The sequence below is a fragment of the Nocardia sp. NPDC050712 genome (assembly GCF_040654295.1).
Lineage (GTDB): Bacteria > Actinomycetota > Actinomycetes > Mycobacteriales > Mycobacteriaceae > Nocardia.
In genome coordinates this window covers 1,941,483-1,964,906 of sequence record NZ_JBFAHT010000001.1, presented here as the reverse complement: position 1 = coordinate 1,964,906, position 23,424 = coordinate 1,941,483, and the positions used below count along the sequence as shown (strand labels likewise).

Here is a 23,424-nt window from a genome sequence, read left to right as displayed (position 1 = left end):
CCACAACTATGACACCTCAGTTGTCAAACTGTCATGCTTATGACACCTTAGTTGTCATGTTCACCGTTACCGATGTACTCGGATTCGACTCAGCCGACGGCACTTTGGCCTATCGCGACTCCGGCGGCGTCGGCACCCCGGTGGTGTTGCTGCACGCCGGCTTCACGGACTTCACCATGTTCGATCCGCAACTGTCGGCGCTCGGTCGCCACTACCGGGTGATCACTCCCGACGCCCGTGGACACGGCGCCTCCGCCAATGCCGCCAAGCCATTCCGTCAGGTCGACGATCTAGCCGCACTATTGCGTCATCTCAACGTGAATTCCGCTGTGCTGGTCGGAGTCTCGATGGGAGCGATGATCGCGATCGACGCCGCGATCGAGTATCCGGAGCTGGTCGATGGGCTCGTCGTCAGCGGGCGCGGTATCGGAGAGCCCGAGTTCCGGGATCGATGGTCCCGCGAGGTCGCCACGATCCAGGAGGACGCGCTGGCGCGGCGCGATGTCGCTGCTTGGATGGATGCTTTCGTGTGCTGGGCGGCCGGTCCAGATCGTGCGCTGGACGAGGTCGATCCAGGCGTACTCGCGAAACTTCGGCGGATGGCAGCACGCACGCTGGCCAAACATACTGTCCCGGAACCGGATCACAGCATCGCCGTGGCCGATGTCATGACCCGCGCACAGGCTATCCGCTGCCCGGTGCTGGCCCTTGACGGCGTATACGACTCACCCGGCCTGATAGCGACGGTGGATCGGTTGCTCGACGCGGTTCCCAACGGCCGTCGCACCATGATCGATGACGCGGGCCATTACCCGAATATGGAACAACCGCAGGTCTACAACCGGCTCGTAGCGGAGTTCCTGGACACCGTCACCTCCACCTCTTGCGGGGCGTCATCGGCTACATCCCCCCAGCAAACCGCTTCGAATGAGATGGCGGATCGCACTGCTGGATGATCGAGGAGGCTCGCACCCTCGTACGCCCACCGGCATTCCAGCGCGTATTGCCGGTGCCCAGCGACGTCGCTCCCCATGCCCAGACAATGATTAGCGCGTCGGTTTCCTGGGCGTGGGAACGAGGGGCGGTTTGACGCTATGGGGCGAGTTCGGTTACCGCCGGTGCGCTCACCGTCCAGCTGGCGAGCAGACGCAGCGCGGACTCCGAGGCCGAACCCGCCTCGGCTGTGTAGATGCACAGGTTCTGGTCGGGATCGCCTGGTAGCGCGACACTTTCGTAGTCGATGGTGAGGTCGCCGACCAAGGGGTGGTGGTAGCGCTTGGTGCCGTAGCTGCGTTCGCGGACATTGTGGTCGGCCCACCAGCGGCGGAATTCGGGGCTTTTGATGGACAGTTCGCCGACCAGTTCGGCCAGGAGGGGGTCGTCGGGGTGGCGGCCGGCGTCCAGGCGCAGGATGCCGACGTTGTCGCGGGCTACCTCTTCCCAGTCCACGTATAGTTCGCGGGCGGATTCGTCGAGGAAGCAGTAGCGCAGCATGTTGCGGTCGCGGGGCGGGAGGGCCTCGAAATCGGTCATCAGGGCGCGGGCCAGGTGGTTGGTGGCGAGGATGTCCATGCGGCGGCCGAAGACGAAGGCGGGGGTTACGTCGTCGAGGGTTTCCAGGATGCGCCGGATTCCGGGCCGGACCCGCTGGACCCGGGCGGGTGTGCGGCGGCGGGGCCGGCGCGGGTTGGTGCGGGCGATCTGGAAGAGGTAGGAGCGTTCGGTCTCGTCGAGGCGCAGCGCGCGGGCGACGGCGTCGAGCACCTCGTCCGACACATTGAGGTTGCGGCCCTGTTCGAGGCGGCTGTAGTAGTCGACGCTCACCCCGGCCAGCTGCGCGACCTCTTCGCGACGCAGCCCGGGGACCCGGCGGACGCCCCCGGTTCCGCCGATCGCCATGTCATCGACGTTCAGGCGCGCGCGACGGCTCCGCAAGAACTCCTTGAGCTCGGCGTTGTGTTCCACGGGTCCAGTCTGCCGGGTCCCGCGCACACCCGGGGCAACCAAGGTGGGTCTGGTGGACCGAGGTTGGCTGGACCGCGGTCGAGCAGGGCCATTTTTGGCGCTCACAAGGGGTTCCGCACGTAGTTGTCTCTAATACGCGGCGGTTGGCCGCGAACGAAAACGAGGAGATAACCCTATGACTCAGAATGCCTCCGCATTGGCCGGACGTGTCGCCGTGGTGACCGGCGCTTCCAGCGGACTCGGTGAGGCGACCGCCAAGCGGCTGGCCGCCTCGGGTGCGAAAGTGGCGGTGCTGGCGCGCCGCGGTGACCGGCTGGAGTTGCTGGTGAAGGAGATCGAACAGGCCGGCGGTGTCGCGCTGGCGGTGCCGGTGGATGTGACCGACGCGGCCGCTGTGGCCGCCGCGGCCGAGCGGGTCGCGGGTGAATTGGACACGGCCGATCTGCTTTTCAACAACGCGGGTGTGATGCTGCCCGCCCCGGCCGAGGAGCTGCCGCTGCAGCAGTGGCAGCAGCAGATCGATTTGAACGTGTCGGGGCTGATGAACGTGATCGGCGCGTTCCTGCCGCAGCTGATCGCCTCGGCGGCGGAAAAGGGTGTGGCCGATCTGATCAATACGTCCTCGATTGCCGCGCAGAACATCTTTCCGAGCTTCGCGGTGTACTCCGGTACCAAGGCTTACGTGACGCATATGTCGCGTACCCTGCGCGCGGAGCTCGGGGCCAAGGATGTGCGGGTGTCGGCGATCGAGCCGGGCATCGTCGGTACCGAATTGCAGGGGCATGTCACCGATCCGGGCGCGCTGGAGTGGCTGGCGGGGGCGAAGGAGACGATGACCTGGCTGAATCCGGAGGACGTCGCCGAGGCGGTCAACTTCCTGGCGACCCAGCCGGCGCACGTCAACCTGCAGCAGATCACCATTATGCCGACGCGGCAGGCGTCCTGAGCCGACCGGTCCGGCCCCGCTCGGGGCCGGGCCGCGGTTCGGCGGGTCAGCCGAACTGACCGACCTGGTACGAACCGCCCTGCTGGTGCAGGATCACCTCGAGCCGGTTGGCGGCATTGATCATCGCGACCACGCCGACCAGCGCGGTTGTGGCGGCTGGGTGGGTTCAGCGGCAATCACGACCTGGGTCGGTTCCCATACCACGCTGGGATGCGCGCCGTGGTTGCCCGCACCGGCCGCGATCACGCCTCGCCACTTCCACGATCCCCAACCGATCCGGGGCAGGAAGCCCAGAAGCCAGCAGGTCAGCTGCCGTCCGGCGCCTTTTGAGGGCTACCGCACTGCCTAGCTTCAGCCGCCGATCAGACCGGCGGACTCGGCTGCCGCCCAGGGGGCCGCTTGCCGTAGTTCGGTGTGCAGCTCGACGGTGGTGCCGCGATTGCTTGGCCGAATGTGAACCTGATGCATCAACGTGTGCATGAGGGACAGCCCCCGACCGCGATTGCTCTCAGGGACATTAGCCGGAACCCTCCAACTGCCATCGTCACTGACGATAACGTGCAGCACGTCGGCGTCGGCCCAGACCCATAGCCCTACTGTGCCGCCGGACTGGTCGCGGCACCCGTGTTCGATGGCGTTAGCGCACGCTTCGTCGGTGGCGGCCAGGATGTCAGCCGCCTGATCGGTGTCGACAGCACAGTCGGCGAGCCATCGCCGCAGCGTCCTGCGCACCTGACCAGCCGAGTCGGGTCAGCGGGGAAACTCAGACTCAGCAGGGGCGCTGAGGGGCGGGGATACATCATCGGTCACCTCCCTGGTTAAGGCGCGCATACCCGATTCCGTCACGAGCACGCGCGAAGCGGCGATCCCGCATGTACTCATCTGCCGCGGCGCGCGATTCTGAGGGCCGCGGCGCCCAACTCCGTGCGGGTCGAGTGTCACCGCAGGTCGCAGCCCGGCATGCCAGGCGGCACTGAAACCGCGTCGGCACACCATAGAAAAACTGCAGTGGCGAATGTAGACATTCTGCGGATGGCGCCGTACAGTCGCTGTCGTCAGCAGATAAGTCCAGAAGCCGGGCAGGTGAACTGCCCGGACCCGTTCCACCTCGCCCCGCGGCGGAGAAGAGAACCCGGTGCACTCGGCCGGACCGCCGCAGAGGGGGCAACCCGCAACACCGAGATCGAGAACCACAGGTAAGACCGGCACATCAGGAGGTGGTCACTGAGTATCCATCTATCGGTCCGCGTCCAAGAAAGCGCCGGACCCGAGGAAAGATCGGCCGCTCATGGCCGGTGAGACGAAGTATTGAAGACTGATCCCCCTCTTCCGCAATTCCAGGCCCCGGCGCACACGCGCCGGGGCCTGCTGACATTGAACCCCCAGAATCCCGAGAGGTGCTGTGCCGAACCGACCCCGACCACCCCGTCGGCGCTTCGGGCACCGAGAAAGCTCGAGGACGACACCTTCCCCGCCTACAGCATGGGCAGGGCCGCGGAGATCCTGGGCGTCACCCAAGCGTTCCTACGCGGATTGGACGCCGGGCAACTACTGATCTCACAACGCTCGCCTGGTGAGCACAGCCGCTACTCGCACTACCAGCTGCGCCTGGCCGGGTGTGTTCGCGAACTCGTCGATGCCGGCAACGCCCTGCCGGATCGTCATTCTCGAAGACCAGCTCACTGAGGCCCGCCAACTCAACACCGCTCTGCGATACGCCGTGGACCAGCACGTCACCCATGGTTCACACTGAGCCATGACCACCACGCGCACGAGCCGGATGAATGTGCTTCTGCCCCAGGCCATCGCTGCTGATGTGCTCGACATCGTGATCGGCATGCACGTGTCCTCGGCCCTGGCCCTGACCGGAGAACAGGCGGCCTGTATCGACCGCGGTCCCGGTCACTTGGATTCACCCGGGGTCATGCGCTGGGAAGTGACTTACACGACCGGCTCCGAGCCCCTTCCTCTGGCCGGGCTCGCCGCTAATAGCGAGGCCTGCGCGTAGCGATCCGTACGGTCAGGCGCTGGTGCCCGCCAGCGCCATCGCCCGATCTGGATACCGCGATCTCGGTGGCCAAGGCGGTGAGCTGCAACGGGCGCGCCGCGGCGCCGTAGGCGATCACCGCGAACACCGTGGCCGGCACTGCGGACAAGCAACGTCCCGGACTCGCCATCAACCAGAAGAGCGGCCACTCGCGAAGCGCGCCTTGACAATAGAGGGGCGCGCCCACAACCGCTTCGCGCGATCCTTGTTCGCACGCTCGACCTACGGTAAGCGCATGAACGTATGCCGTCCGTATAACGCCGGTAACCAACGAGACGCTGGCTGCTCGAACACGAGCCACAACTTGTGCAGAACAACACGAAGCGGAAGCCGCCACTTCGACATGCGACGAAAGCCGAAGCGGGCGAAGTAGTCCGGCTTCTCGGTCGCAAGCCACACAAAGGTGGCGCCGGCAATTCCGGCCTCGGTCATACACGCCCGCACGAGCATCGCGCCGACACCTCGACCGTGCGCGTACGGATCGACCGCCACCGCGAGGATCTCCGCATTCGTTCGCGTGTGACGTTGCAGCGCAGCACAACCGACCTGCTGCCCAGCCTCGACCGCGACCACGAAGTCATCCAGGTTGCGACGGATCCGGCCGCTGGATTGCTGAAACAGCGAGGTATCGGCGGCGTTCGCAGCGAGCACCCGCTGGATCGCCTCGACGTCCGCCTCCGTCGCCCGTCGCACCGCGACCTGTTCGAATCGGGTCTCCACGACCGAATTCAACCACGTACAAACATGTATAGAACTTCTCGATATTCGGCTTACTTAGCGGCTTCCGTAAGGTCAATGACCGCTGCGCCGACGGCGTTGCTCTGCACCGACGCGATTCCTTGCTGGCGGCGTCCTTGACTAAGAGGGCCGGAGGGCGAGACAGCGGTGGCGCGCCCTCCGGCTCTTCACCTGGCCAACGTCGTTACCGAACAGGCAGGGAGTCTTCTACATCCGGCTCGGCATCGCCTGTGCGAATGCGAGGTATCTGCCGGCTTAGTCCCGGCCACAGCCTCGAGGATGTCGGTTACGAGGGCTCCGGACCGCTCCAGCCACCCGGCTGCTGCGGAGGGGAGGCGGACGACTGCCAGGGCCCGTGTCGACGGCTACCCATGCGACCCGGGCTCGGTTCAGGCGCCTGATGTGATCGCGACCGCCCCGTCCGGTCCGGCGTTCCCGCCGCTCACACGGGGTGGGGTCGGCGAGAGGTGTCGGTGATGCTGGGTGCGGGTAACCCTAAATCAGTACACAGCACAGCCCTACAGCGTCGTGGTGGTGTTCCGATCGAGGGAGGTCTCCGATGATCCGCAAGCCAGGCACGATCACCGTCGAGGTCGAGGATCATCGGGAATACGGCCGCGTTGTGGTCGTCGGCGGTGAGATAGACACCCGCACCGTGCCCGTACTCGCCCAGACGTTGGAGCGGGTCGTGGCCGAGCGACCGTCCCGGGTCCTGGTCGATTTGAGCGAGGTCTCGTTCATGGACGCGGCCGGCCTGACCGCGCTGTGCTCGGCCAATAACCAGGCGTGGCCGGAAACGGTGTTCGTGGTGATCGCCTACGGCGCGGCCGCTCGGCCGTTGCAGCTCACCGGCCTGGCCACCGAGATCGCGGTCTATCCGAATCGGGTGATGGCGCTGGCGGGCACCATCGCCTGATCGCCAGCTGCAAGGGCGTTGCCCGCGCTCGTCGAAAGACCGAGATATGAGCGGGGGCAGGGGATTCGAATCCCAGGCCAGGACACGCCCGGTATCCTCTTGAGCACCCCGAGTAGCCGTTAAGGCAGGTGTAAAAATGATGGCCGGTGACGGCGCGGCGGTGCTGGAGGCCTTGGCGGTGCTCTCGGAGGTACGGACTCTGATCGAACGACTACCCGCCGACGATCCCGCCTACCCCGACCTGCTGGAACGGCGTCTGGTCGCGGCCGCCGAGGCACTTAATCTCGGTGCCGAGGAACGCACGGTGCAGGCGATCGGGGTATTCCCCGAGCTGGTCATGCGCCAGATCCGGGCCATCTCCGCGGAGTTCCGCGACGATGACGACGAGGTGGAACGCGAAGCCCGCGCCGCCAATCCACGCTGAGTACCAGCTGGCCCGGTGGAGAAAGCATCGAATTGACCGGTGGCCGCGCGCTACCGGTGCACTGACTCTCGGGCCGCGCTGCCACTGATCCCGGCTGCCGGGAGCGATTGCGTGGGTCCGGTCGTGTAGATCACCGGCCAGCACGTGACGCCAGGTGAGTGCTGTTCTCCGGGGCCGAATTCGATAGAGAGGGCGTGTTCGCCGGTGGCGGCCAAGGCCGCGGCCACATGGATTCTGATCACGGTGTCGAGCACGTCGGGCTGCACGGCTTGGGGCAGAAGCACATTCATCCGGCCGGTGCGGGTGATGGTCATGGCTCAGTGTGGGTCATGGCTTGGGTGCTGGTCCAGCGCGTGACCCAGATCGGTGTTATCCGCTACCGAGCTCGATCAGTCGTTGGACGCACAGGGCTTCACGATCTACCGGCGTCGCATGGGTCAACTCGGCGACGGCGTGACCGCGGTGGTGGTGAGGATTCTGTAGGTCATGTGAAGCCCCTCTCGCTGGTGGAAGTGGCACAAGCTCCATCAAGAACCGCTTCAACCTAGCGCGCCGCGATATCGGCTCGGAGGACAACCGATCGACCCAACCAGCCCCCGTGAGTGCACCGCCGCGAACACGTGGTCGGAGTGAACAATTTCAGTCACCGCGCGGGCGCAAGCTGAACGAAACGGCGGCAGATCAGGGTGGCGCGGGGAGTGAAGGCTGCTGCCGGCGCAGACGGCTGGTTGATGTAGCGCACGGGCCCTTGGGTTTTCGTTGCCGTGATCTCGCCGCGAACCCGAGCCGGCCGTTCACGGCCCGGGCGGGGTGGGGCGAGTGCGAGTGGCGCGGTTCGTGGACCGCCGATGGCGTCGATAACCAGCCATTATCCAGGCGTGGACTGCTACGGTGAGCGCCACGGTCAAACGCCTATCGCCGGTGCTTCCACGGCCCCGATGGCACACCTGGATCGCAGTTCTCGATTGCCGGCTGAACCGAATGCTGTTGCGCGCCAACGCCGATACACCGACGTACCCAGCGGGAGGAAATGTGCGGCCGCCGTAGCCGAGGAGTACGCGTTGTCGCCGGAGCAGCATGCTGCGGGGCCTGTCCGCCGGCCCGCCCACGAGCGCGAAGAACACCCCTGACACACCAGTGCAGGTGAGCGTTCGCTGGGCATCGACCTGATCGCCGATGTCCAGATGAATCCGAGACCCGTGAATTCCGGCCTCATCGCACTGGCTGCCGAGGTGCGTAGCGATGGTGGTCGACGGGACGCCGATGGCAGGTACTTGCGACACATAGGAGAAGGCAGTGAGCCGTATGTCCCACCTCCGATCTACTCCGCACATGAGGAACCGTCTGGCTCGATGGGGTTTGAATGTCGGTCTCGTTCTGATCGCTTGCACCTCAGGGGTCGCGACTGCCGCCATAGCGGAGGCGGCACCGGCCGGCTCGTGCGCCGCACCCGCGGCGCGGGCCAATCCACACGACAGGCTCACCAGCGGTGGCTTTCGGTTCGACGTACACCCGGAGAAGAAGTGGCCGAATGGGGCCATTCCTTACTACATCAGCGAGCGTTTCGACACCGACCAGAGAAACGTCATCGAGCGGTCCATTGACCGCTGGAATCAGAGGATCCGCTGTCTCAAGCTGAGGCCGCGTGCGGGCGAGAACGACTACGTGAATGTCACGCCCGGTGACTACTGCAGTTCCGACCTGGGCAGACAGGGTGGCCAGCAGAGGATATCTCTGAACACGAACGGTTGCGTTCATCAACGTGAGGTTCTGCGCCAGTTCATGTTCGCCGCCGGGATCGGATGGGAGCACAACTCACCCGATCGCGATGGTTACATCGAGATTCTCTGGGACAACATTCCCGAGGGACAGCGATACCTGTTCGAGAAGCAGAATCCGAACGATTTCAGATTCCTGGGGAGCTTCGACTACTACTCGGTACGGATGCTCCCGGTCACTGCCGTCGGTGCCACCAAGCCCTCCTATCGGGTTAAAAGGAACGGCATTGACCAATCGCGGATCGGCCGAGGGGACGATTTCACGGACCCCGATGTGAATACAGTGAACACGGCGTATTGCTAGCCCATCCCTGGGCCAGGCGACTTCGCGAGACCCGATCGGGGTCGCCGCCCCAAGCTTCGTCTTCGGCTGTTTGCGCGGCCTGTGCTCCTCGATAGAGCGGGCTCCCGCGTCCAACTCGCGCCTGATCAGCATGGGCGGACGGCTCGTCGGATCGCCCTGATCGCGGCAGTACAGTGCGTTCAGAACATGCCTCAGAGCGCTTGCACGACATACATCCCCGCAGTCGCGATGGCCACACCACCCAGGCCGAAGCGCAGTCCGCGTTCTGGTAGCCGTGGTTGCAGGTGCGCCCCGAGGTATCCGCCGACCAGCCCGCCGACTCCGCAGCTCAGCCCGATAGCCCAGTCCGGGGCGATATCGGCACCACCGGTCGCGATGGCGATACCGAGGTAGGTGGCCGCACCCGCGAGCGAGGTCACCAGCGTCGAGGCCAACGCCGCTGGCGCGACTTCGGCCAGTGGAACGCCTCGACCGGCCAGGATCGGGCTGAGCAACGATCCGCCGCCGATGCCGTAGATCCCGCCCACGACACCGACCAGTAGCGCGGCGGTGGTGATGAATTGGTTGGACGGGCGGGGCCTGCCGCTGTCGGTGCGCGCGGCGGTCCGCAGGCACAACCACACCCCCAGCGGCAACAGCAGTGCCGCCGCGATCAGCTTGAACACCCCGGCGCTGGGAACCAGGAACACTCGGATGAGCGCACCGACCATCACACCGGGCAGGGTGCCTACCAACAGGATTCGTGTCAACGGGCTGTGTAGCGGGCCGCGCCGACTGTAGCGCCACAGCGCTCCCGGGATCGAGACCACGTTGAACAGCAGGTTGGTCGGAGTCACCGCCGGGCTGGGCACCCCCAGCATGCTGATCTGTACCGGTAGCAGGAACACCGCGCCCGACACCCCGACCGGAGCAGTCAGCACCGCGACGACCAACCCGGCCACGAAACCGGTCACCAGCACATTCACTCGCGAAACTATCCCAGCTTCGGGATTCGGCATGTGCGTGTGTCCGCGAGATCAACCGACGGCTAGCTGAACCGCGCGCTCATGTGCGTGCGTTCGAGGAGACAAGGTCAAGACGACAGCCGCCGGAGTGTCGGTGTTCGTGATCCGCGAGATCGACGACGAGCGCGCACTGATCGAGTCCGTACCCGAGGACTCCCCGGGCCGCTACGCGTTCAGCTGGCCGGTGCGGTTCCTGGTACCGGCCGACGCCGAGGATGACGCCTGACCGGGCGAGGCGACACCGCCGGCACGGGCAATCTGTTCAGTCGCCGAACAGGGGCAGCTGACGCGAGGGTGAATCGCCGTCGATCTTGCGCAGGCACGGGCGCAGGTGACCTCGGCGCGCGTGGGTTCCAGTGCGGCCGGTGATTACCCGGCGACGCCGGGGTGGCACAGCAGCTCCGGAGCTTGCTCCCTGCCGATCCACTCGCTCATGCTGATCGCGTGCACGGTGCGCCCGGCCGGCACGACCGCGTGCACGCCGGCGTCGCCGAACCTGGCCCGCGAGGAAGCGACCAGCGGCGAGATGTCGGTCACGGGGCCAACGATACGAGCGGCTGCCGACAGCGGCGGTCCACCCGCCCTGGGGCGCGGAATGTGGGTGTACTCCTACGGAGAGGTAGGACCCTGGACGGCGCAGCGACACGAATAGTGGGCGTGACCGGCCGCTCAGCGTGCGTGCGGTGTAGCGCTCCAGTCGCTACACCGACTGACGCTCGCACTGCTATACGAACTGTTCAGAGCACCAACCGGGCGCCGATCGCAACGCGTTGGTGTTGACGCGGTCGGCGAGCGCGGACCTTTAGGGCTGATCAGCCCACTTGCCGCGGGTCTTGGCCATGACGAACAACGCGCTTCCTTCCCGGACATTCTCAATGCCGCTGATGAGGTCCGAGTCCCTCAAGATCTTGCCGTCGAAGGCCACCCGCTGCTCCGCCACCGGAATCTGGCCATCCCTGGGCATGAGCGCTGCCATGACGGTCTTGAAGTCGAGAACCGTCGTCTCGGAACCGACGCTGACCAGGTACTTACTGCCGCTCGCGGTTTGCCCGAAGACGTCCATGAAGGCAGCGTATCGCCGTGCCGGCGATCCCTGGCCCAAGCCCACGGCCTGGCGCGGATGCACTGTCGCGCCGCGTCAGCGGGCAGCGTCGGGGACCTTCAGCAACCCCATCGGTTCGCCGGCCTCGACCGGGGCTCCGAACTCCACTATGACCGCACCGCCCTCGACGAGCAGCACTTCACGCTCTCGTCCGGTCGGCAGCCGCACAATCCAGGAGACCACCGCCCGGGTGTGGCACGCACTGTCCCCCATTGGCACGCCCTGTCAGGGTCTCTGTGGGTGTGGCACGCATTGTCGCCCTTTGGCACGCCCTGTCAGAGGCTCTGCAGATGAATACTGCTGAGCGGTAAAGAAATATCGGACATTCGCGACCACTTTTTGGATGGCTGTTTGAGCTGGCGCCGGTGGGGTTACTCCTGCGGTTGTAGCTCGACGCCGAGGCTGTGCCCGCGGCCGGATCGAGGTACTGGCCGCCTGCTCAGCGGCCCCTGGCCTCGTCCGTTAGCGGAGGCCGACGCTGTAATCGGATACGGGTTGGTCGGGAGAGCTCCACGGCAATCGCTCTCCCGCCCGCCACTACCAGATCCGGCGAGCTTTTCGCGGTGTACGCCAGGCCGGACCACCCGAGACGCATCCGCCAGTCCAGCCTTCGAAAAATAATCAGCTCGAATCCGAATGCTCAGCGCGATCGGAGACAGGCCAGTACCGTCGCGTTCGTGTCTGAGGGGGAAAAGCCCGTACGCCGCGGGCCGGTCGAATTGCGCTGGCGCTCGGTGGGTCTCATGGTGGGCGGGGCCGGCGTAGCCGGGTTCAGTGTGGCTGCGTTGTCGGGGGTTGCGACGAGCTTCTCCCAGCCGCTGGCCACCGTGCTGGCCGGCGCGGGAGCACTCGCCGCAGGCACCTTGGCCTACCTCAACGGCCAACGCAGCCGAGCCCAGGAAGCGACCCATCACCAGGCCAGCATGGATCGAGAGCGCGAACGGCACCGAGACGACTCCCACCGCGCGCGCGAATCGGCCCTGCGTGATCGCTACACCGCCGTGGTCGCGCAGATCGCCCACGACTCCCCCGCGATCCGCCAGGCTGGGGTCTATGCGCTGACCGCGCTCGCCGACGACTGGCACGCCTTCGGAGAGGACGACGAACGCCAGGTTTGTATCAACCTGCTCCGGTGGTACCTGCGCGTCCCATTTCCAGTCGGTGACGATCCCGCGAAGCCGGACCTGTCCGAACGCGAGATCCGGCAGACCATTGTCGGCATCCTTGCCCAACGCCGTCGGCGCCAAGGACCGAAATCCTGGGCATCGACCATCATCGACTTGAGTCAGGCCTCGCTTCCAGAGTGCGATCTCAGCGGCATTGTTCTTGCCAACCTTTCCCTGCGTAGCGCCGACCTGACCGGCGCAAAGTTGTACAGCGCGAACCTGACCGGCGCGGACCTGTACAACACGAAGCTGACCAGTGCGAGGCTTTCCAGCGCGAAGCTGGGCGGCGCAAACCTAAGCCTCGCGAAACTGAACGGCGTGAACCTGCTCTGTGCGGACCTGACCGGCGCGAATTTGAAGTTCACAGTCCTGGTCGGTGCGGACCTGACCGAAGCGAACCTGAATGGCGCGGACCTGACCGGCGCGGACCTGACCCACGCAGACCTGACGAGGAGCGTCCATAACTCCGGCACTCGGTGGCCTAAGGATTTCACTCCGCCCAGATAGCCGACAGCGCAGAAGCGTCGGCTCACTGAGTCCACGTGGTGATGCAGTCACCCCTTGAGCCCAAGATGGTTTACGACACCGGGGGCGGCCGTGGTATCGGCCGAGTTTCGGGCGGGTATGGCGTAATCGGCTGGTAGAGAACGGTTGTGGCATGCGAACTGCAGAGTTGGCAGCCACCACCGGAAATCGTGAACCCCATAATCTGCACCGCTCGTGGTGGGGCATTTCGGCGAGCACGGTCGGGAGATTCGGTGAGCGCAGCCACCGTGCCGCCGCACATGGGCGTGTGCGGCGGCTGACGGGACAGGTGGGGCCGCTCAGGCGGCGGCGTAACCCAGCACGAGAGCCGCAACGACCGGCACCAGATACAGCAGTGGGTAGGCGATGTGTGCGTAGGCGCGGGCTCGCAGCACCGTGGCCACGGCCCCGAGGAAGTACACGATCAGGCCGATCGCGGCCGCTACGCCCAGGGCGGGCACGAACAGCCCGGCGAGCATGCCCAGCGCGCCTGCCGTCTTCACCGTGGCCAGACCGGACCACCACGTGCGGGGCACGCCGTAGTCGGCCAGCGGCTCGACCACCCACGCGGCGCGGGTGAAGGTCGAGACGGCGGAGAAGCCGACCCATAGGGCGGCCAGCACGGTGACGACGACGAAGGCGATGTTCATGGGGTGCTCCTCAGCGGGGGATTCATTCACTACGTTGTAGTACTAATATGTAGTACTACGATGTAGTAGTGTCAAGTGCATGCCGAAGAAAACATCGCGTCGTGAATTGCTCGCCGATGCCGCCCTGTCCCTCATCGACCGCGAGGGCCTGAGCCAGGTCACCCACCGCGCCATCGACACCGCCGCCGGAGTCCCGGCGGGTACCACCTCGAACTACTTCCGCACCCGGGCCGCGCTCTACCAGGCCATCGCCCAGCGACTGCTCGAACTTCAACTCGCCGAGATCGACCGGATCACCACACCTGCCGACACCGACCCGGCGGACCTGCTCGCCGCTCTGGCCGATCCCGACTCCAGCGTGGCCCGCAACCGTCTGCTGGCCCGCACCGAGCTGACCCTGGCCGCAGCGCGGGACCCCGAACTCGCCGAGCTCATGCGCCGACTTCGCGCCAGCGCGTTACGGCAACTCACCGCCATCCTGCGTGCCCGCTATCGGCATTCCACCGACGAACAGATCGACGCCCTGGGCTCGGTCTTCACCGGCATCGCATTGGACCGCATCGCCCTGGGCGTACCCGGAATGGATCCGCGCGCACTCTTCGATGCCATCTGCGCCGGCCTGCTGCAATCGAGCGAGTGAACACAGAACCCCTATGCCACCGGCGCGTGTGGCAGGTCGGCGGCGAGGTTCGAGCAGGCGCTCAGTGAGTGAACTCATCTGTACTGCAATGCTTTTCGTATGGCTCTCTCTATCCAACGCCGCGTGGATGAGCATCAAATTCGGCGCAGCAACAGGTCCGCGTCGCGGCTCGCCGGGCGACTCCTTCGACTGGTCGCGAAGGAGCCGCTTGGCGATTCCGTTAGAGGCCGGCGGCAAACCCCTTCGGCCCGAGGACCTTCCACGTGCTCGCGTTGGCCTGCTCGAAACGCACGGGTCGCGGCTACTTAATACTGGCGACAGGGCCTGATCCCGGCCAGGATCGGGTCCAGGTGCCCGGTGAGAAGCTCTCTATGCGGCTGCCCGCCAGCGTCATTGGTGTGGCTCAATAACGGCTTGCCTCTCACCGGTCACCGTGCCGGGAATGGCTGAAGAGGGGTCTGCCCAAAGCTCGAAGTAGCGGTGCCTTCCCGCACGGACACCATCCGCGGATCGGGAAGGACGCACTGATGACGGTCATCATCGGAATGGACCCACACAAACGCTCAGCCACGATCGAGATCATCGACCCAGCCGGCACGGCGCTGGCCACCGGCCGATACGGCACCGACAACACCGAATACACCGAAATGCTCACCGCGGCCAGGAAATACGCGGATCGAGTGTGGGCCATCGAAGGCTGCAACGGCATCGGCCGCCATATCGCCCACCGCCTGGTCCACGACGGCGAAACCGTGATCGACGTGCCCGCGAAACTCTCAGCCCAGATACGGGTATTCGCGACCGGGAACGGCCGCAAAACCGACCCGGTCGACGCGCACTCGGTAGCCATGGCGGCCCTGCGGGCACCGAATCTACATCGGGTGCAAGCCGATTCGGCGCTGATCGCGTTGGGCATGCTCGCTGATCGCCGCGACGAACTCGGCCGGGCCCGCACCGACACCGTCAACCGCCTGCACCGTCTGCTGCTGGAACTACTGCCTGGTGGAGCGAAGAAATTCCTGACCGCGACCCAAGCACGCAAGCTGGTCGCCACCGTCAAACCCCGCGATCCGGCCGGAAAGGTTCGGCGCCGCCTGGTCGTGGAATCGATCGGTGAGCTGGAAACCATCGATCGCAAGACCAAAGCCGCGGACAAAGAACTGCGTCAGCTCGTCGGCGAGCACGGCGCCACCTTGACCGATCTCTACGGCATCGGAGCAGCCGGCGCAGCCCGGCTGCTCGCCGATGTCGGTGACATCCACCGATTCCGGGACCGGAACAGGTTCGCGTCCTGGAACTCCCACCGCACCGCTGGACGCCTCTTCCGGCCAGCAGCAACGCCATCGGCTCTCGCGCGCCGGAAACCGCAAGATCAACCGAGTCCTGCACACCATGGCCATCGTTCAACTACGCCGTCCCAGCGCCGGGCGCACCTATTTCGACCGGCGCAGAGCCGAGGGCAAGACCTCGATGGAAGCGATGCGAGCCTTGAAACGGCGGCTGTCGAATGTCGTCTACGCGCGCATGCTCGATGACCAGCGGCGACGGGAAACGGCAAGCCCGGGAGGGCAATCGGGGGCGGCTACTGACTCCAGCGCGACCGGCTCGACCCCGCACACCGGTCCTTCGGACAAGCCACATCCCGGACTCACCATCAACCAGAATAGCGGCCACCTGCGAAGCGCGCCTTGACAATAGAGGGGAGCCAATATCGTGCGTTGTCGACGTCGAAATGATCTCGGCGCGCACTCCTGCGGCGTGGGGAAGCGGACCCGCGCCCTGTGGCCAGAAGCGCCTGGTTGGGTATGCCCTGCGCAAACAACAGAATCGATAATGTTGACAGCGAGATCACTTGGCGCAAGTCATGATTGGCTCCTGGCAACCAAAGACACCAACAACCTGATCACCTACGACGAGTTCGTGGCGGCAGTGACCAACGCCGCCTATCCGGCCCCCACGGAGCAACAGTATGCAGGTCTGAGCGTTGCGGCTGCCGGCGGCGGCGTGTCGACGCGTGGGGACCTTGCCCAGTTCCTGGCTCAGATCCTCTGGGAATCGGACGGCCTGCAGAGCAAAGAAGACTATTTGGCAGCGAATAGCCCGCGAGAAGCCGCGGCCGCTTACGGAGGCCCTGGCGACGGCGGCGAGACCTACCATGGCCGCGGCTACATCCAACTCACCTGGGCCGATAACTACCGTGCAGCCTCACAAGACCTCTTCGGCGACGACCGCCTGTACCAGTCGCCCGAGACCGTCGCGCAGGACGAAGAGACCGCATGGGCAGTGTCGTTCTGGTACTGGCGCACGAGGGTGGCCGTCGCCCCCGGGTATGGGCAGGGATTCGGTGCTACAACCAAAGCGATCAACGGCGCACTCGAGTGCAGCGGCGGTGACAGTACCAAGGCTGAGAAGCGGTACGAGATCTACACCAAGGTGGCCGCAGCGTTGAACGAGAAGCCGCTCGGGCCTGAAGGTTGCTATTCGTAGCCATTCTCAGTAACTGCCAAACTCTCTACACCTCGCCTACCGCAGTAACCAGCAGCGTTCTGGAATCGGCGATATCGTGCGTTCGGCCGGCCATGCCCCGGCCGGTTCGAACAGCCTTGTTAGCGGCATGTGCGGATGTCGGTGGCGACCGGCGGGGCTGGCTGCGTCACTGACCGCAGCCTGCTACATGCCCTATCGACCGGGCTGCCCGGAACCCGGTGGCGCTCAGTCCCCGACCCCGTGTTCGAGGAGTGAGCGCGGGCCGGGGCCACGGTTAAGGCTTGCCTCGACCTGCGGTGACCTCCAACGGCCAGCTCACAGAAGCTTCAATCTTCGGGCCCGTAGGCCCCCCACTGCTGCCGCTGCCGCTGCCGCCGCCGGTGGGGTCATCGCCGCCGCCGCTGTTGTCGCCGGTGCTGGTGCCGCCGTCGTTGGTGCCGCTGTTGCTGTCGTCGTCGTAGCCGTTGATGGGGGGTGCGGTGGCGCATTTGTCGTCAGACTCGGGTTGGCTGGCGGTGCTGCTGCTGTTGCCGTAGCCGTTGCCGGGGTCCTCAGTGGGGCAGCTGTCGTCCCATGGGTATTGGACGGCGGAAATGACCACCGTTGTGGCGAAATGCCTTTGCCCACTCTGCACTACAGCCCCTTTGCCGTGGCCTTCACACTCTTCTGACCATTGAGAAGAGCTGCTGGGCCGCAGGTCTTCGTCAGTGCACGTGTGGTTTTGCTCGGTCGAGTAATGAGTGGTGAGCCCGCAGGGCTGGAGATTGACCGGGCCGAAGTTGCCGTCCTTGTCGGCGGTGAAGGCGACGTCGTCTCCACGGAGAGTGCCCATGGCGATGTCGGTACCGACTTGGATTTTGCCGGGCTTGCCCGGGGCGAAGCCGCTGCCCTTGACGCTCGCGGTGAAGCAGTCCTTGTCATCGCGCACCGAGATCGTGCCATCAGGGCTGATCTTCTCCAGCTGTGGGTGAAAGTCGTCCGCTGGCTCTGCCGACGCCGCCGGTGCGGCCAGCGTTATTCCGGCGAGGACCGCGGTCACTGCCATTGTGAGTCGTGAACCGTGAGAACTGCCGAGCATGAGGCCTCGATTCCTAATGGTTGGGTGGCTGCGGTAAGTCGAGCACCGATGTCGACATCGATGTCGCCCGTGTATTCGAACTTGCGCGCGGTGAGGTTCGTCGCCGACACGCGAATCTGGGCCACCCACTGTCCGGACAGGGTCCCTAACCGCCAACCAGCTGCTGGCGGGCGCGGGGTGCACACATCAGGTTGACGGCGGTCACACCTGCGGATCCGCAGCCCAGAACGCCCTGGATTCGGCAAGTGCGTGCATTCGGCGCGGGATAGCCACCGCCAGTTGATCTTCCGTCGCACCGCGCTGGCCGGTTCGACCAGAGCGGTATGCGGCCATGACCGTGCACCGGCGCGGCGGTCGAGTTACCGCTCGTGGAGTTGGGCGACACCATTTGAATCAGTAGCCGCGTCGAGCCTCAAGGGTTTGCCTGCGACCAGCTCAGTGCCCTCGCGTACCCCCAGAAACTCGTCGAGCAGGCCGAACAGCACCTCGAGGACGTGTGATTCCTGCGCAGAGGTCAGCGCAGACGCCCTGTCCCGCTCCGGCAGCGCGATGTTTCTGATCTGTTCCGACCATCCGAGATTGCTGCCGCAGTTCGGATAGCCGGCGAGCAACCACTCACGAAAACCCTCGAGCCCCAACCCACCGTATCGGGCACAACCGAAGTCGTAGCCGTTGAGGAAGCCCTTACGCCCAGCAGTGTGGTGCGACCGAGATACATCCCGCTGCGCTGCCTGAACAACGACATGTATTCGCGCTCGGTCTCCGACGGCAACATCCTGGCGGCAGGGAATTCGTCGGGCAGCCCGGCCCGGTGTTCGTCCATTCGCATACTTCACCACGGTCTCTTCACCCGTGTCACTGAACCTTGCTTAGTTGCCCACGACCGCAGGCTGACCAGAGCACCTGCCCGACATGCGCGTGCGCTCAACGCCCGACATGCGACGGGCGAGTCCGCCAGCTGGAACGCAGAGGTTCAGCGGTGGTCGATGAGCCGCACATCCGGCGCAACCTTCTTCAACGTTGCAGCCAACTGAGCGGTGTCGATCTTCCAGCCGAGAACCGCCGCCGCGCACTGCAGAAGCCGTGGATCGGGCACACCGCCGAGCGTCGCGGTCATGGACGACATCCTCTGTGAAAGCGCCCCTCTCCGTGCAGTGTTCAGAGGCGGTGCATCAGCGCGACGCAGCACACCTATCCACGAGACGCTGCTGCCAGAAGAGTGCTGCTTCCACAGAACCACGGACTCGGCATCAGCCCACGGAATACGGCGGGTCGACGTCTGATAGCGCACGGGAGCACCACCGATCGTGATCCCGCTCCGGTCGACGCGCAGCGCAACCTTGCGGGACAACGCGTTCACCAGCCCGAGCAACCCGCCACCGATGAACAGCGTCAATCCGGCTGCGGACAGCACCACAGAATCAGGGGGCCAGACAATCATGCAGGCCGCCAATACCGCGCCACCGAGCAACATCAGTACTGTTTTGACGTTGAAGCCGTGCCGTTCCTCGTAAAACATTCCCACCCCGGCACCGCACCGAGCCTCTCCGCGCCCACGCTAGCACCTCCGGCAAACCCCTGGCGAGGCCTCCGGGTGTGGCTGCTACTCGACTCGAGTCGCGTGTGGCTGTTCGGCTTTCGTGCACGATGCGCCCCGCTCGTCGGCCGATCGGTGCGTTCGGCCGGCCGCGAATCGGCCGGTTGTCTCAGCGCGCACGGGCGGCAGAAGCAAACGTCCTGAACCGGCCATGGCCTTTGCTCGTCTGCCGCCGCGGCATGGCCGCTTCCGCTCAGCGACCTTTGCGGACATTCGTCTCGTCGCTGGTTGGCGGGTCTTCCGGCACTCACCCCGATGGGTCGGCCACCCACGGCCCCCGGCCTCGCCGCACCAGGGAAGCCTGGGGCGGCGCCAAGCCGCTGTTCCGTTGGCCGCCGCCGCTGCTGCTGGCGGCGGTGCGTAGGCGTAGCGCATCCATTGGTAAGTGGGCACCGTCTGCAGTGGTCAGAACAGAGTGGCGAGCGCTTTGGAGTCATTCCACAGCTCGTCCAGTGGGGCGGCGGCAAGGTCGGAATCGGCAGCGATCACCGCCTCCGCTGTGGATCGGTCTCGATAGATATTGACCCGGTCGCAGTACACCTGGCGACAACTGAGCCCGTGCGGCTCGATGCGCGGGTCGTTCATCGGGCCGTGCACCGGCGCCAGGGTGAACCACGCGTCCGGATGCGACACGTCTTTGAATCCGTCCGGCGTGGTGGTGAAAGAGATCTGTTCACCGGTGATCGGGTCGATCGAACTCGACGGCGACTCGATTCCCAGCACGATGGGGAACATGACGATGTCGCAGGCGCACCAGTTGTAGTACTTGCGTCCGTGGATATGGCTGAGGTGGCGTGCCGAAGTCTGATCGGCGATCAGCGACAGCCCGGCTCCGACGATGTCGCCGGCCGCGTTCACCTCCAGAGGGTAATCGCGGTCGGCGAAGTATCGGATCATGCCGCGCGCGCGGTCCTCGGGCGTCGGAAGCCATGAGTCCGCACGGTCGGCGGGTAACGGCCCGCGCTCGATCAGGTGGGTGACGATCCGCGCGCCTTCGCGAATCAACTCTTTTCCGGTGGGATGCCGCCACTTCGCCAGCAGGACATCCTTGACGTTGCCGAGGCGCCGGTGCTGTTCTTCGGTGAGCACGGAAAGCGTATCCATGAATATCCCTTTCGGTCATCATGCATTGCCGTTGTGCCAGCGGATCGAGTAGTTGGTGGTCGGATACAAATCATAGGTGCGCGACTACCGGCTGGCGTGCACATCGCACCGGTGGTGCGGTCAACCGTGAGATGCCCATATTCACACGCTCGGCGCTGCACGTTTACGGAAAATGGCGATGCACAACTGATCGGTTCGGTCGCAGGGCGAAACGACGGAAAAGCGGCGGCACCGAGAACGGCGCTTGTCGCGTCAGCATCGCTACACGGAGTTTCGGAGGCGACGGCCTTGTCTTTTCGGTCGCTGGACGACACAAAATCGGCATGAGCGCGCACACCCAGCGGCCGTGAGCTCGCACTTTGCCGTCGGGGTGCCCGTGCTCACCTCTCGAGAGTCTATTGAGCACCGGGAGTAACAGATTTTTTGAGCAATGGCGGCTTTAGCCAGCCAGCCAGCCAGCGGCTCTGAATGTGCAAGCAGATTGGATGCTGCTCCACATCATGGCGAGGGCTCGGCTCGCTTTGCCGCAAACAGGGCCGAGCACTATACGCGTGGGGCGGGCAGGTCGTCGCAGCCTTCCAAAAGCTTCGGACTGACCCAGTCCGCACACAGGGGACTGTCGGCCGACGCCTCGCACCGCGTCCGCGCCATTGCCAATCTGATCTTGGTCATGGCGAGCGGACCACGCGTCGACGTCACCATTGTCCGGCCAAACAGCCCCCCGCCGGGCACCACCGCCCGTATGCACGAGGAGGTGTCCGGGTGACAATTTCCATAGCGATCAGCCTGTCCGCACGAACTCGCAGGCCCTCGCATGACCAGAACTTTCCCTGGCCCAGGTGGAGCGTTCGATGAACGCCGACGAGATGCGGCTCAGCACCGAAGGGAAGTGCCGCCCGCCGCCGGTGCCCCCTCGCGCAGTGCAGGCAGCGGTTACCTAAAACTGGCAGATAGGTGAACGCGTTTGCCAAAAAGTTGCCGCTGTGAAAATCCTTCGGCGTGCCGCTTTGCGACACGCCGAAGGCTGTCGGTACCGCCTGAACGTTTTCGCGAACGTTTTCAGGCTGATCTTCCATGATCCACACTGATACTCAGTGATCGGATATCAGTTGAGCCAGGCATCGAGTACCAGCTTGACCAGCGCCGAGGTGCTTCTGACCGACCCCAAGCGACGCCAAGAGTCGAGCTGAGAACACTACAGCCATGTCATGTACTTCCGTGGGGCTGCGGACAACACGGGCCATACGGGTTCACAACGATTTGACCGGAGGCCCCCGCCCGAAATGCCCGGGCCCACCCTGACCGAATCGGTCAGGGTGGGCCCGGGCTCTTGCTTTTCCGGACTATTCCGCCTCGGGCGTGTCCTTGGAATCGGGCTCCGGCGCGGCCGCCGAACCCGGATTCAGCAGTGGCTCCAGCGCCGGCTTGGTGACCCGCCGGAACGCCCGGCGCGGCCGGGCCTGCTCCAGCGTGGCCACCTCGAGCTGGGCCACCCCGATGGACCGCTTGTCCGGCCCCTCGGGCACCCCGGCCTGCAACGCCGCGACCGCCACACCGATGGCGGCCGACAGGTCGAGACCGGCCCGGTACGAGCTCTTCAACGCGCTGACGATCGGCTCGGTCGTGCCGCCCATCACCACGTATTCGCGCTCGTCGACGATCGAGCCGTCGAAATTGATCCGATACAGCACCGACTGCGTCGACTGCTCCGGATACCCCACCTCCGCGACACAGATCTCCACCTCGTAGGGCTTGAGCTGGTCGGTGAAGATGGCGCCCAGGGTCTGGGCGTAGGCGTTGGCCAGGGCCCGGCCGGTGACATCGCGCCGGTCGAACTGGTAGCCCCGCAGATCGGCCTGCAGGATGCCGTTGCGGCGCAGGTTCTCGAACTCGTTGTACTTGCCCACGGCCGCGAAACCCACGCGGTCGTAGAGCTCACTCACCTTGTGCAGCGTCGCCGACGGATTCTCCGCGACGAACAGCACACCCTTGTCGTACACCAGCACGATGACACTGCGACCGCGCGCGATGCCCTTGCGCGCGAGCTCGGTCTTGTCGCGCATGATCTGTTCGGCCGAGGCGTAGTACGGCAGTGTCATGCGGGGGCGCCCCCTTCTTCTGCGGCTTCCCGATCGGCGACGATCGCACGGGTGATGGCGGCCAGGCGCTCCTCGGAGACCAGGTCGGAACCGTCCGCACCGATCACGACCGCCGTCGGGAAGATGCCGCGCACCAGGTCCGGGCCGCCGGTGGCGGTGTCGTCATCGGCCGCGTCGAACAGGGACTCGACGGCGATGCGCAACGCGCGCTCCTCGTCGATTCCCTTGGCGTACAGCTTCTTCAGCGACGACTTGGCGAACATCGATCCGGAGCCGACCGCGGCGTACCCGAAGCGTTCTTCACTACGGCCACCGACCGCGTCGTAGGTGATGATCCGGCCCTTGCGATCCGGATCGACCGTGTGCTCGTCGTAACCGACCAGCACCGGCACCACGGCGAGGCCCTGCATGGCGGCAGGGAGGTTGTCGCGCACCATCTTCGACAGCTTGTTGGCCTTGCCGTCGAAGGTGAGCGAGACGCCCTCGATCTTCTCGTAGTACTCCAGCTCCACGGCGAACAACCGCACCATCTCGATGGCCAGGCCCGCGGTACCCGCGATGCCGGCCGCCGAATAGGTATCGGTGATGTGCACCTTCTCCATGTCGCGGCTGGCCAGCAGGTTTCCCATGGTGGCGCGCCGGTCACCGGCGATGAGCACGCCGCCGCGGTAACTGACCGCGACGATGGTGGTGCCGTGCGGAGCCAAGTCGGACGCGGACGTGCCGCCGGTCATCCCGGCGGCACTGTCGATCGCGGCGAACCTGTTGCCCGGCAACAGTTCCGGTGCGTGCTGACGCAGGTGCTCGATGAAGGAGGAAAGCGCGTGCCCCGGCTGGAGACGCATCGGGTCACC

The 23,424-nt window shown here is 65.3% G+C and carries 25 protein-coding genes and 3 pseudogenes; 13 read left to right on the top strand and 15 right to left on the bottom strand.

Features of this window, described 5'->3' with window-relative positions; all coding sequences use genetic code 11:
• Positions 1 to 8: 8 nt before the first annotated feature.
• Positions 9 to 956: an alpha/beta hydrolase gene (locus tag AB0H76_RS09490; protein ID WP_357319738.1), complete on the top strand. Its 948-nt coding sequence runs from the start codon at positions 9 to 11 to the stop codon at positions 954 to 956.
• 136 nt (positions 957 to 1,092) lie between these two features.
• Here the strand turns inward: AB0H76_RS09490 and AB0H76_RS09485 are convergent, their stop codons facing one another.
• Complete coding sequence (locus AB0H76_RS09485; RefSeq protein ID WP_357319736.1) at positions 1,093 to 1,965, bottom strand: helix-turn-helix transcriptional regulator; 873 nt, start codon at positions 1,963 to 1,965, stop codon at positions 1,093 to 1,095.
• Between the two features lie 175 nt (positions 1,966 to 2,140).
• Between AB0H76_RS09485 and AB0H76_RS09480 the strand changes: the two genes are divergently transcribed.
• Entirely contained in the window at positions 2,141 to 2,911 is a 771-nt protein-coding gene (locus AB0H76_RS09480) for an SDR family oxidoreductase (protein ID WP_357319733.1), read from the top strand.
• A 351-nt stretch (positions 2,912 to 3,262) separates the two neighbouring features.
• Here the strand turns inward: AB0H76_RS09480 and AB0H76_RS09475 are convergent.
• Positions 3,263 to 3,649 (bottom strand): annotated as a pseudogene (locus tag AB0H76_RS09475) (ATP-binding protein); the annotation flags it as partial.
• Positions 3,650 to 4,393: 744 nt separating this feature from the next.
• Between AB0H76_RS09475 and AB0H76_RS09470 the strand changes: the two are divergent.
• Together AB0H76_RS09470 and AB0H76_RS09465 are read left to right on the top strand one after the other, a co-directional pair.
• Positions 4,394 to 4,664, top strand: a pseudogene (locus AB0H76_RS09470) (MerR family DNA-binding transcriptional regulator).
• Positions 4,665 to 4,667: 3 nt separating this feature from the next.
• Positions 4,668 to 4,919, top strand: coding sequence for a hypothetical protein (locus AB0H76_RS09465; protein ID WP_357319731.1), 252 nt, complete (start codon positions 4,668 to 4,670; stop codon positions 4,917 to 4,919).
• 261 nt (positions 4,920 to 5,180) lie between these two features.
• Here the strand turns inward: AB0H76_RS09465 and AB0H76_RS09460 are convergent, their stop codons facing one another.
• Positions 5,181 to 5,678: a GNAT family N-acetyltransferase gene (locus tag AB0H76_RS09460; RefSeq protein ID WP_357319728.1), complete on the bottom strand. Its 498-nt coding sequence runs from the start codon at positions 5,676 to 5,678 to the stop codon at positions 5,181 to 5,183.
• Between the two features lie 577 nt (positions 5,679 to 6,255).
• Here AB0H76_RS09460 and AB0H76_RS09455 point away from each other — a divergent pair.
• Together AB0H76_RS09455 and AB0H76_RS09450 are read left to right on the top strand one after the other, a co-directional pair.
• Positions 6,256 to 6,612: an STAS domain-containing protein gene (locus tag AB0H76_RS09455; protein WP_357319725.1), complete on the top strand. Its 357-nt coding sequence runs from the start codon at positions 6,256 to 6,258 to the stop codon at positions 6,610 to 6,612.
• A 136-nt stretch (positions 6,613 to 6,748) separates the two neighbouring features.
• Entirely contained in the window at positions 6,749 to 7,036 is a 288-nt protein-coding gene (locus AB0H76_RS09450) for a hypothetical protein (protein ID WP_357319724.1), read from the top strand.
• Positions 7,037 to 7,086: 50 nt separating this feature from the next.
• On the opposite strand, the gene AB0H76_RS09445 is transcribed toward AB0H76_RS09450, so the two are convergent.
• Complete coding sequence (locus AB0H76_RS09445) at positions 7,087 to 7,350, bottom strand: hypothetical protein (RefSeq protein WP_357319721.1); 264 nt, start codon at positions 7,348 to 7,350, stop codon at positions 7,087 to 7,089.
• 1,018 nt (positions 7,351 to 8,368) lie between these two features.
• On the opposite strand from AB0H76_RS09445, the gene AB0H76_RS09440 reads away from it, so the two are divergent.
• Positions 8,369 to 9,118 carry a M12 family metallopeptidase gene (locus tag AB0H76_RS09440; protein WP_357319718.1) on the top strand — a complete coding sequence of 250 codons (750 nt, stop codon included), beginning with the start codon at positions 8,369 to 8,371 and terminating at the stop codon, positions 9,116 to 9,118.
• Positions 9,119 to 9,309: 191 nt separating this feature from the next.
• On the opposite strand, the gene AB0H76_RS09435 is transcribed toward AB0H76_RS09440, so the two are convergent.
• The gene (locus AB0H76_RS09435) at positions 9,310 to 10,083 is read right to left on the bottom strand and encodes a sulfite exporter TauE/SafE family protein (RefSeq protein WP_357319715.1); all 774 of its coding nucleotides are present in this window, start codon (positions 10,081 to 10,083) and stop codon (positions 9,310 to 9,312) included.
• Positions 10,084 to 10,210: 127 nt separating this feature from the next.
• Here AB0H76_RS09435 and AB0H76_RS09430 point away from each other — a divergent pair, with 127 nt between their 5' ends.
• On the top strand, positions 10,211 to 10,348 hold the full coding sequence (locus AB0H76_RS09430) for a hypothetical protein (protein ID WP_357319713.1): 138 nt from the start codon (positions 10,211 to 10,213) through the stop codon (positions 10,346 to 10,348).
• Positions 10,349 to 10,491: 143 nt separating this feature from the next.
• Here AB0H76_RS09430 and AB0H76_RS09425 read toward each other — a convergent pair whose 3' ends face one another.
• The 3 genes from AB0H76_RS09425 to AB0H76_RS09415 all read right to left on the bottom strand — a co-directional run bounded on the left by AB0H76_RS09425 (position 10,492) and on the right by AB0H76_RS09415 (position 11,437).
• A complete protein-coding gene (locus AB0H76_RS09425) occupies positions 10,492 to 10,659 on the bottom strand; it encodes a hypothetical protein (RefSeq protein ID WP_357319710.1) in 168 nt (55 codons plus the stop codon).
• Between the two features lie 265 nt (positions 10,660 to 10,924).
• Complete coding sequence (locus tag AB0H76_RS09420; RefSeq protein WP_357319707.1) at positions 10,925 to 11,185, bottom strand: ubiquitin-like protein; 261 nt, start codon at positions 11,183 to 11,185, stop codon at positions 10,925 to 10,927.
• 75 nt (positions 11,186 to 11,260) lie between these two features.
• Entirely contained in the window at positions 11,261 to 11,437 is a 177-nt protein-coding gene (locus tag AB0H76_RS09415; RefSeq protein WP_357319704.1) for a hypothetical protein, read from the bottom strand.
• Positions 11,438 to 11,901: 464 nt separating this feature from the next.
• On the opposite strand from AB0H76_RS09415, the gene AB0H76_RS09410 reads away from it, so the two are divergent.
• A complete protein-coding gene (locus AB0H76_RS09410; RefSeq protein ID WP_357319701.1) occupies positions 11,902 to 12,897 on the top strand; it encodes a pentapeptide repeat-containing protein in 996 nt (331 codons plus the stop codon).
• 317 nt (positions 12,898 to 13,214) lie between these two features.
• Here the strand turns inward: AB0H76_RS09410 and AB0H76_RS09405 are convergent, their stop codons facing one another.
• Entirely contained in the window at positions 13,215 to 13,565 is a 351-nt protein-coding gene (locus AB0H76_RS09405) for a DoxX family protein (protein ID WP_357319698.1), read from the bottom strand.
• Between the two features lie 79 nt (positions 13,566 to 13,644).
• Between AB0H76_RS09405 and AB0H76_RS09400 the strand changes: the two genes are divergently transcribed.
• The 4 genes and pseudogenes from AB0H76_RS09400 to AB0H76_RS09385 all read left to right on the top strand — a co-directional run bounded on the left by AB0H76_RS09400 (position 13,645) and on the right by AB0H76_RS09385 (position 16,692).
• Positions 13,645 to 14,205, top strand: a complete 561-nt coding sequence (locus AB0H76_RS09400; RefSeq protein ID WP_357319695.1) for a TetR family transcriptional regulator — start codon at positions 13,645 to 13,647, stop codon at positions 14,203 to 14,205.
• A gap of 527 nt (positions 14,206 to 14,732) precedes the next feature.
• Positions 14,733 to 15,488: pseudogene (locus AB0H76_RS09395) on the top strand (transposase); the annotation flags it as partial.
• Positions 15,451 to 15,897 carry a transposase gene (locus AB0H76_RS09390; RefSeq protein ID WP_357320553.1) on the top strand — a complete coding sequence of 149 codons (447 nt, stop codon included), beginning with the start codon at positions 15,451 to 15,453 and terminating at the stop codon, positions 15,895 to 15,897. The pseudogene AB0H76_RS09395 and the gene AB0H76_RS09390, both read left to right, overlap by 38 nt.
• Positions 15,898 to 16,038: 141 nt before the next feature.
• Positions 16,039 to 16,692 (top strand): chitinase, encoded by a 654-nt coding sequence (locus AB0H76_RS09385; protein ID WP_357319692.1) that lies wholly within the window; start codon positions 16,039 to 16,041, stop codon positions 16,690 to 16,692.
• A gap of 274 nt (positions 16,693 to 16,966) precedes the next feature.
• Here AB0H76_RS09385 and AB0H76_RS09380 read toward each other — a convergent pair whose 3' ends face one another.
• From AB0H76_RS09380 to prcB, 6 genes are all read right to left on the bottom strand, one after another.
• Positions 16,967 to 17,737 carry a hypothetical protein gene (locus AB0H76_RS09380; protein ID WP_357319689.1) on the bottom strand — a complete coding sequence of 257 codons (771 nt, stop codon included), beginning with the start codon at positions 17,735 to 17,737 and terminating at the stop codon, positions 16,967 to 16,969.
• Between the two features lie 392 nt (positions 17,738 to 18,129).
• Positions 18,130 to 18,381, bottom strand: a complete 252-nt coding sequence (locus tag AB0H76_RS09375; RefSeq protein ID WP_357319686.1) for a hypothetical protein — start codon at positions 18,379 to 18,381, stop codon at positions 18,130 to 18,132.
• Between the two features lie 362 nt (positions 18,382 to 18,743).
• Positions 18,744 to 19,289 carry a hypothetical protein gene (locus AB0H76_RS09370; protein ID WP_357319683.1) on the bottom strand — a complete coding sequence of 182 codons (546 nt, stop codon included), beginning with the start codon at positions 19,287 to 19,289 and terminating at the stop codon, positions 18,744 to 18,746.
• A 483-nt stretch (positions 19,290 to 19,772) separates the two neighbouring features.
• Positions 19,773 to 20,456: an organomercurial lyase gene (gene merB / locus AB0H76_RS09365; protein WP_357319681.1), complete on the bottom strand. Its 684-nt coding sequence runs from the start codon at positions 20,454 to 20,456 to the stop codon at positions 19,773 to 19,775.
• Between the two features lie 1,358 nt (positions 20,457 to 21,814).
• On the bottom strand, positions 21,815 to 22,570 hold the full coding sequence (gene prcA, locus AB0H76_RS09360; protein ID WP_357319678.1) for a proteasome subunit alpha: 756 nt from the start codon (positions 22,568 to 22,570) through the stop codon (positions 21,815 to 21,817).
• Positions 22,567 to 23,415, bottom strand: coding sequence for a proteasome subunit beta (gene prcB, locus AB0H76_RS09355; RefSeq protein WP_357319675.1), 849 nt, complete (start codon positions 23,413 to 23,415; stop codon positions 22,567 to 22,569). Before prcB ends, prcA begins: the two co-directional genes overlap by 4 nt.
• Positions 23,416 to 23,424 lie beyond the last annotated feature (9 nt).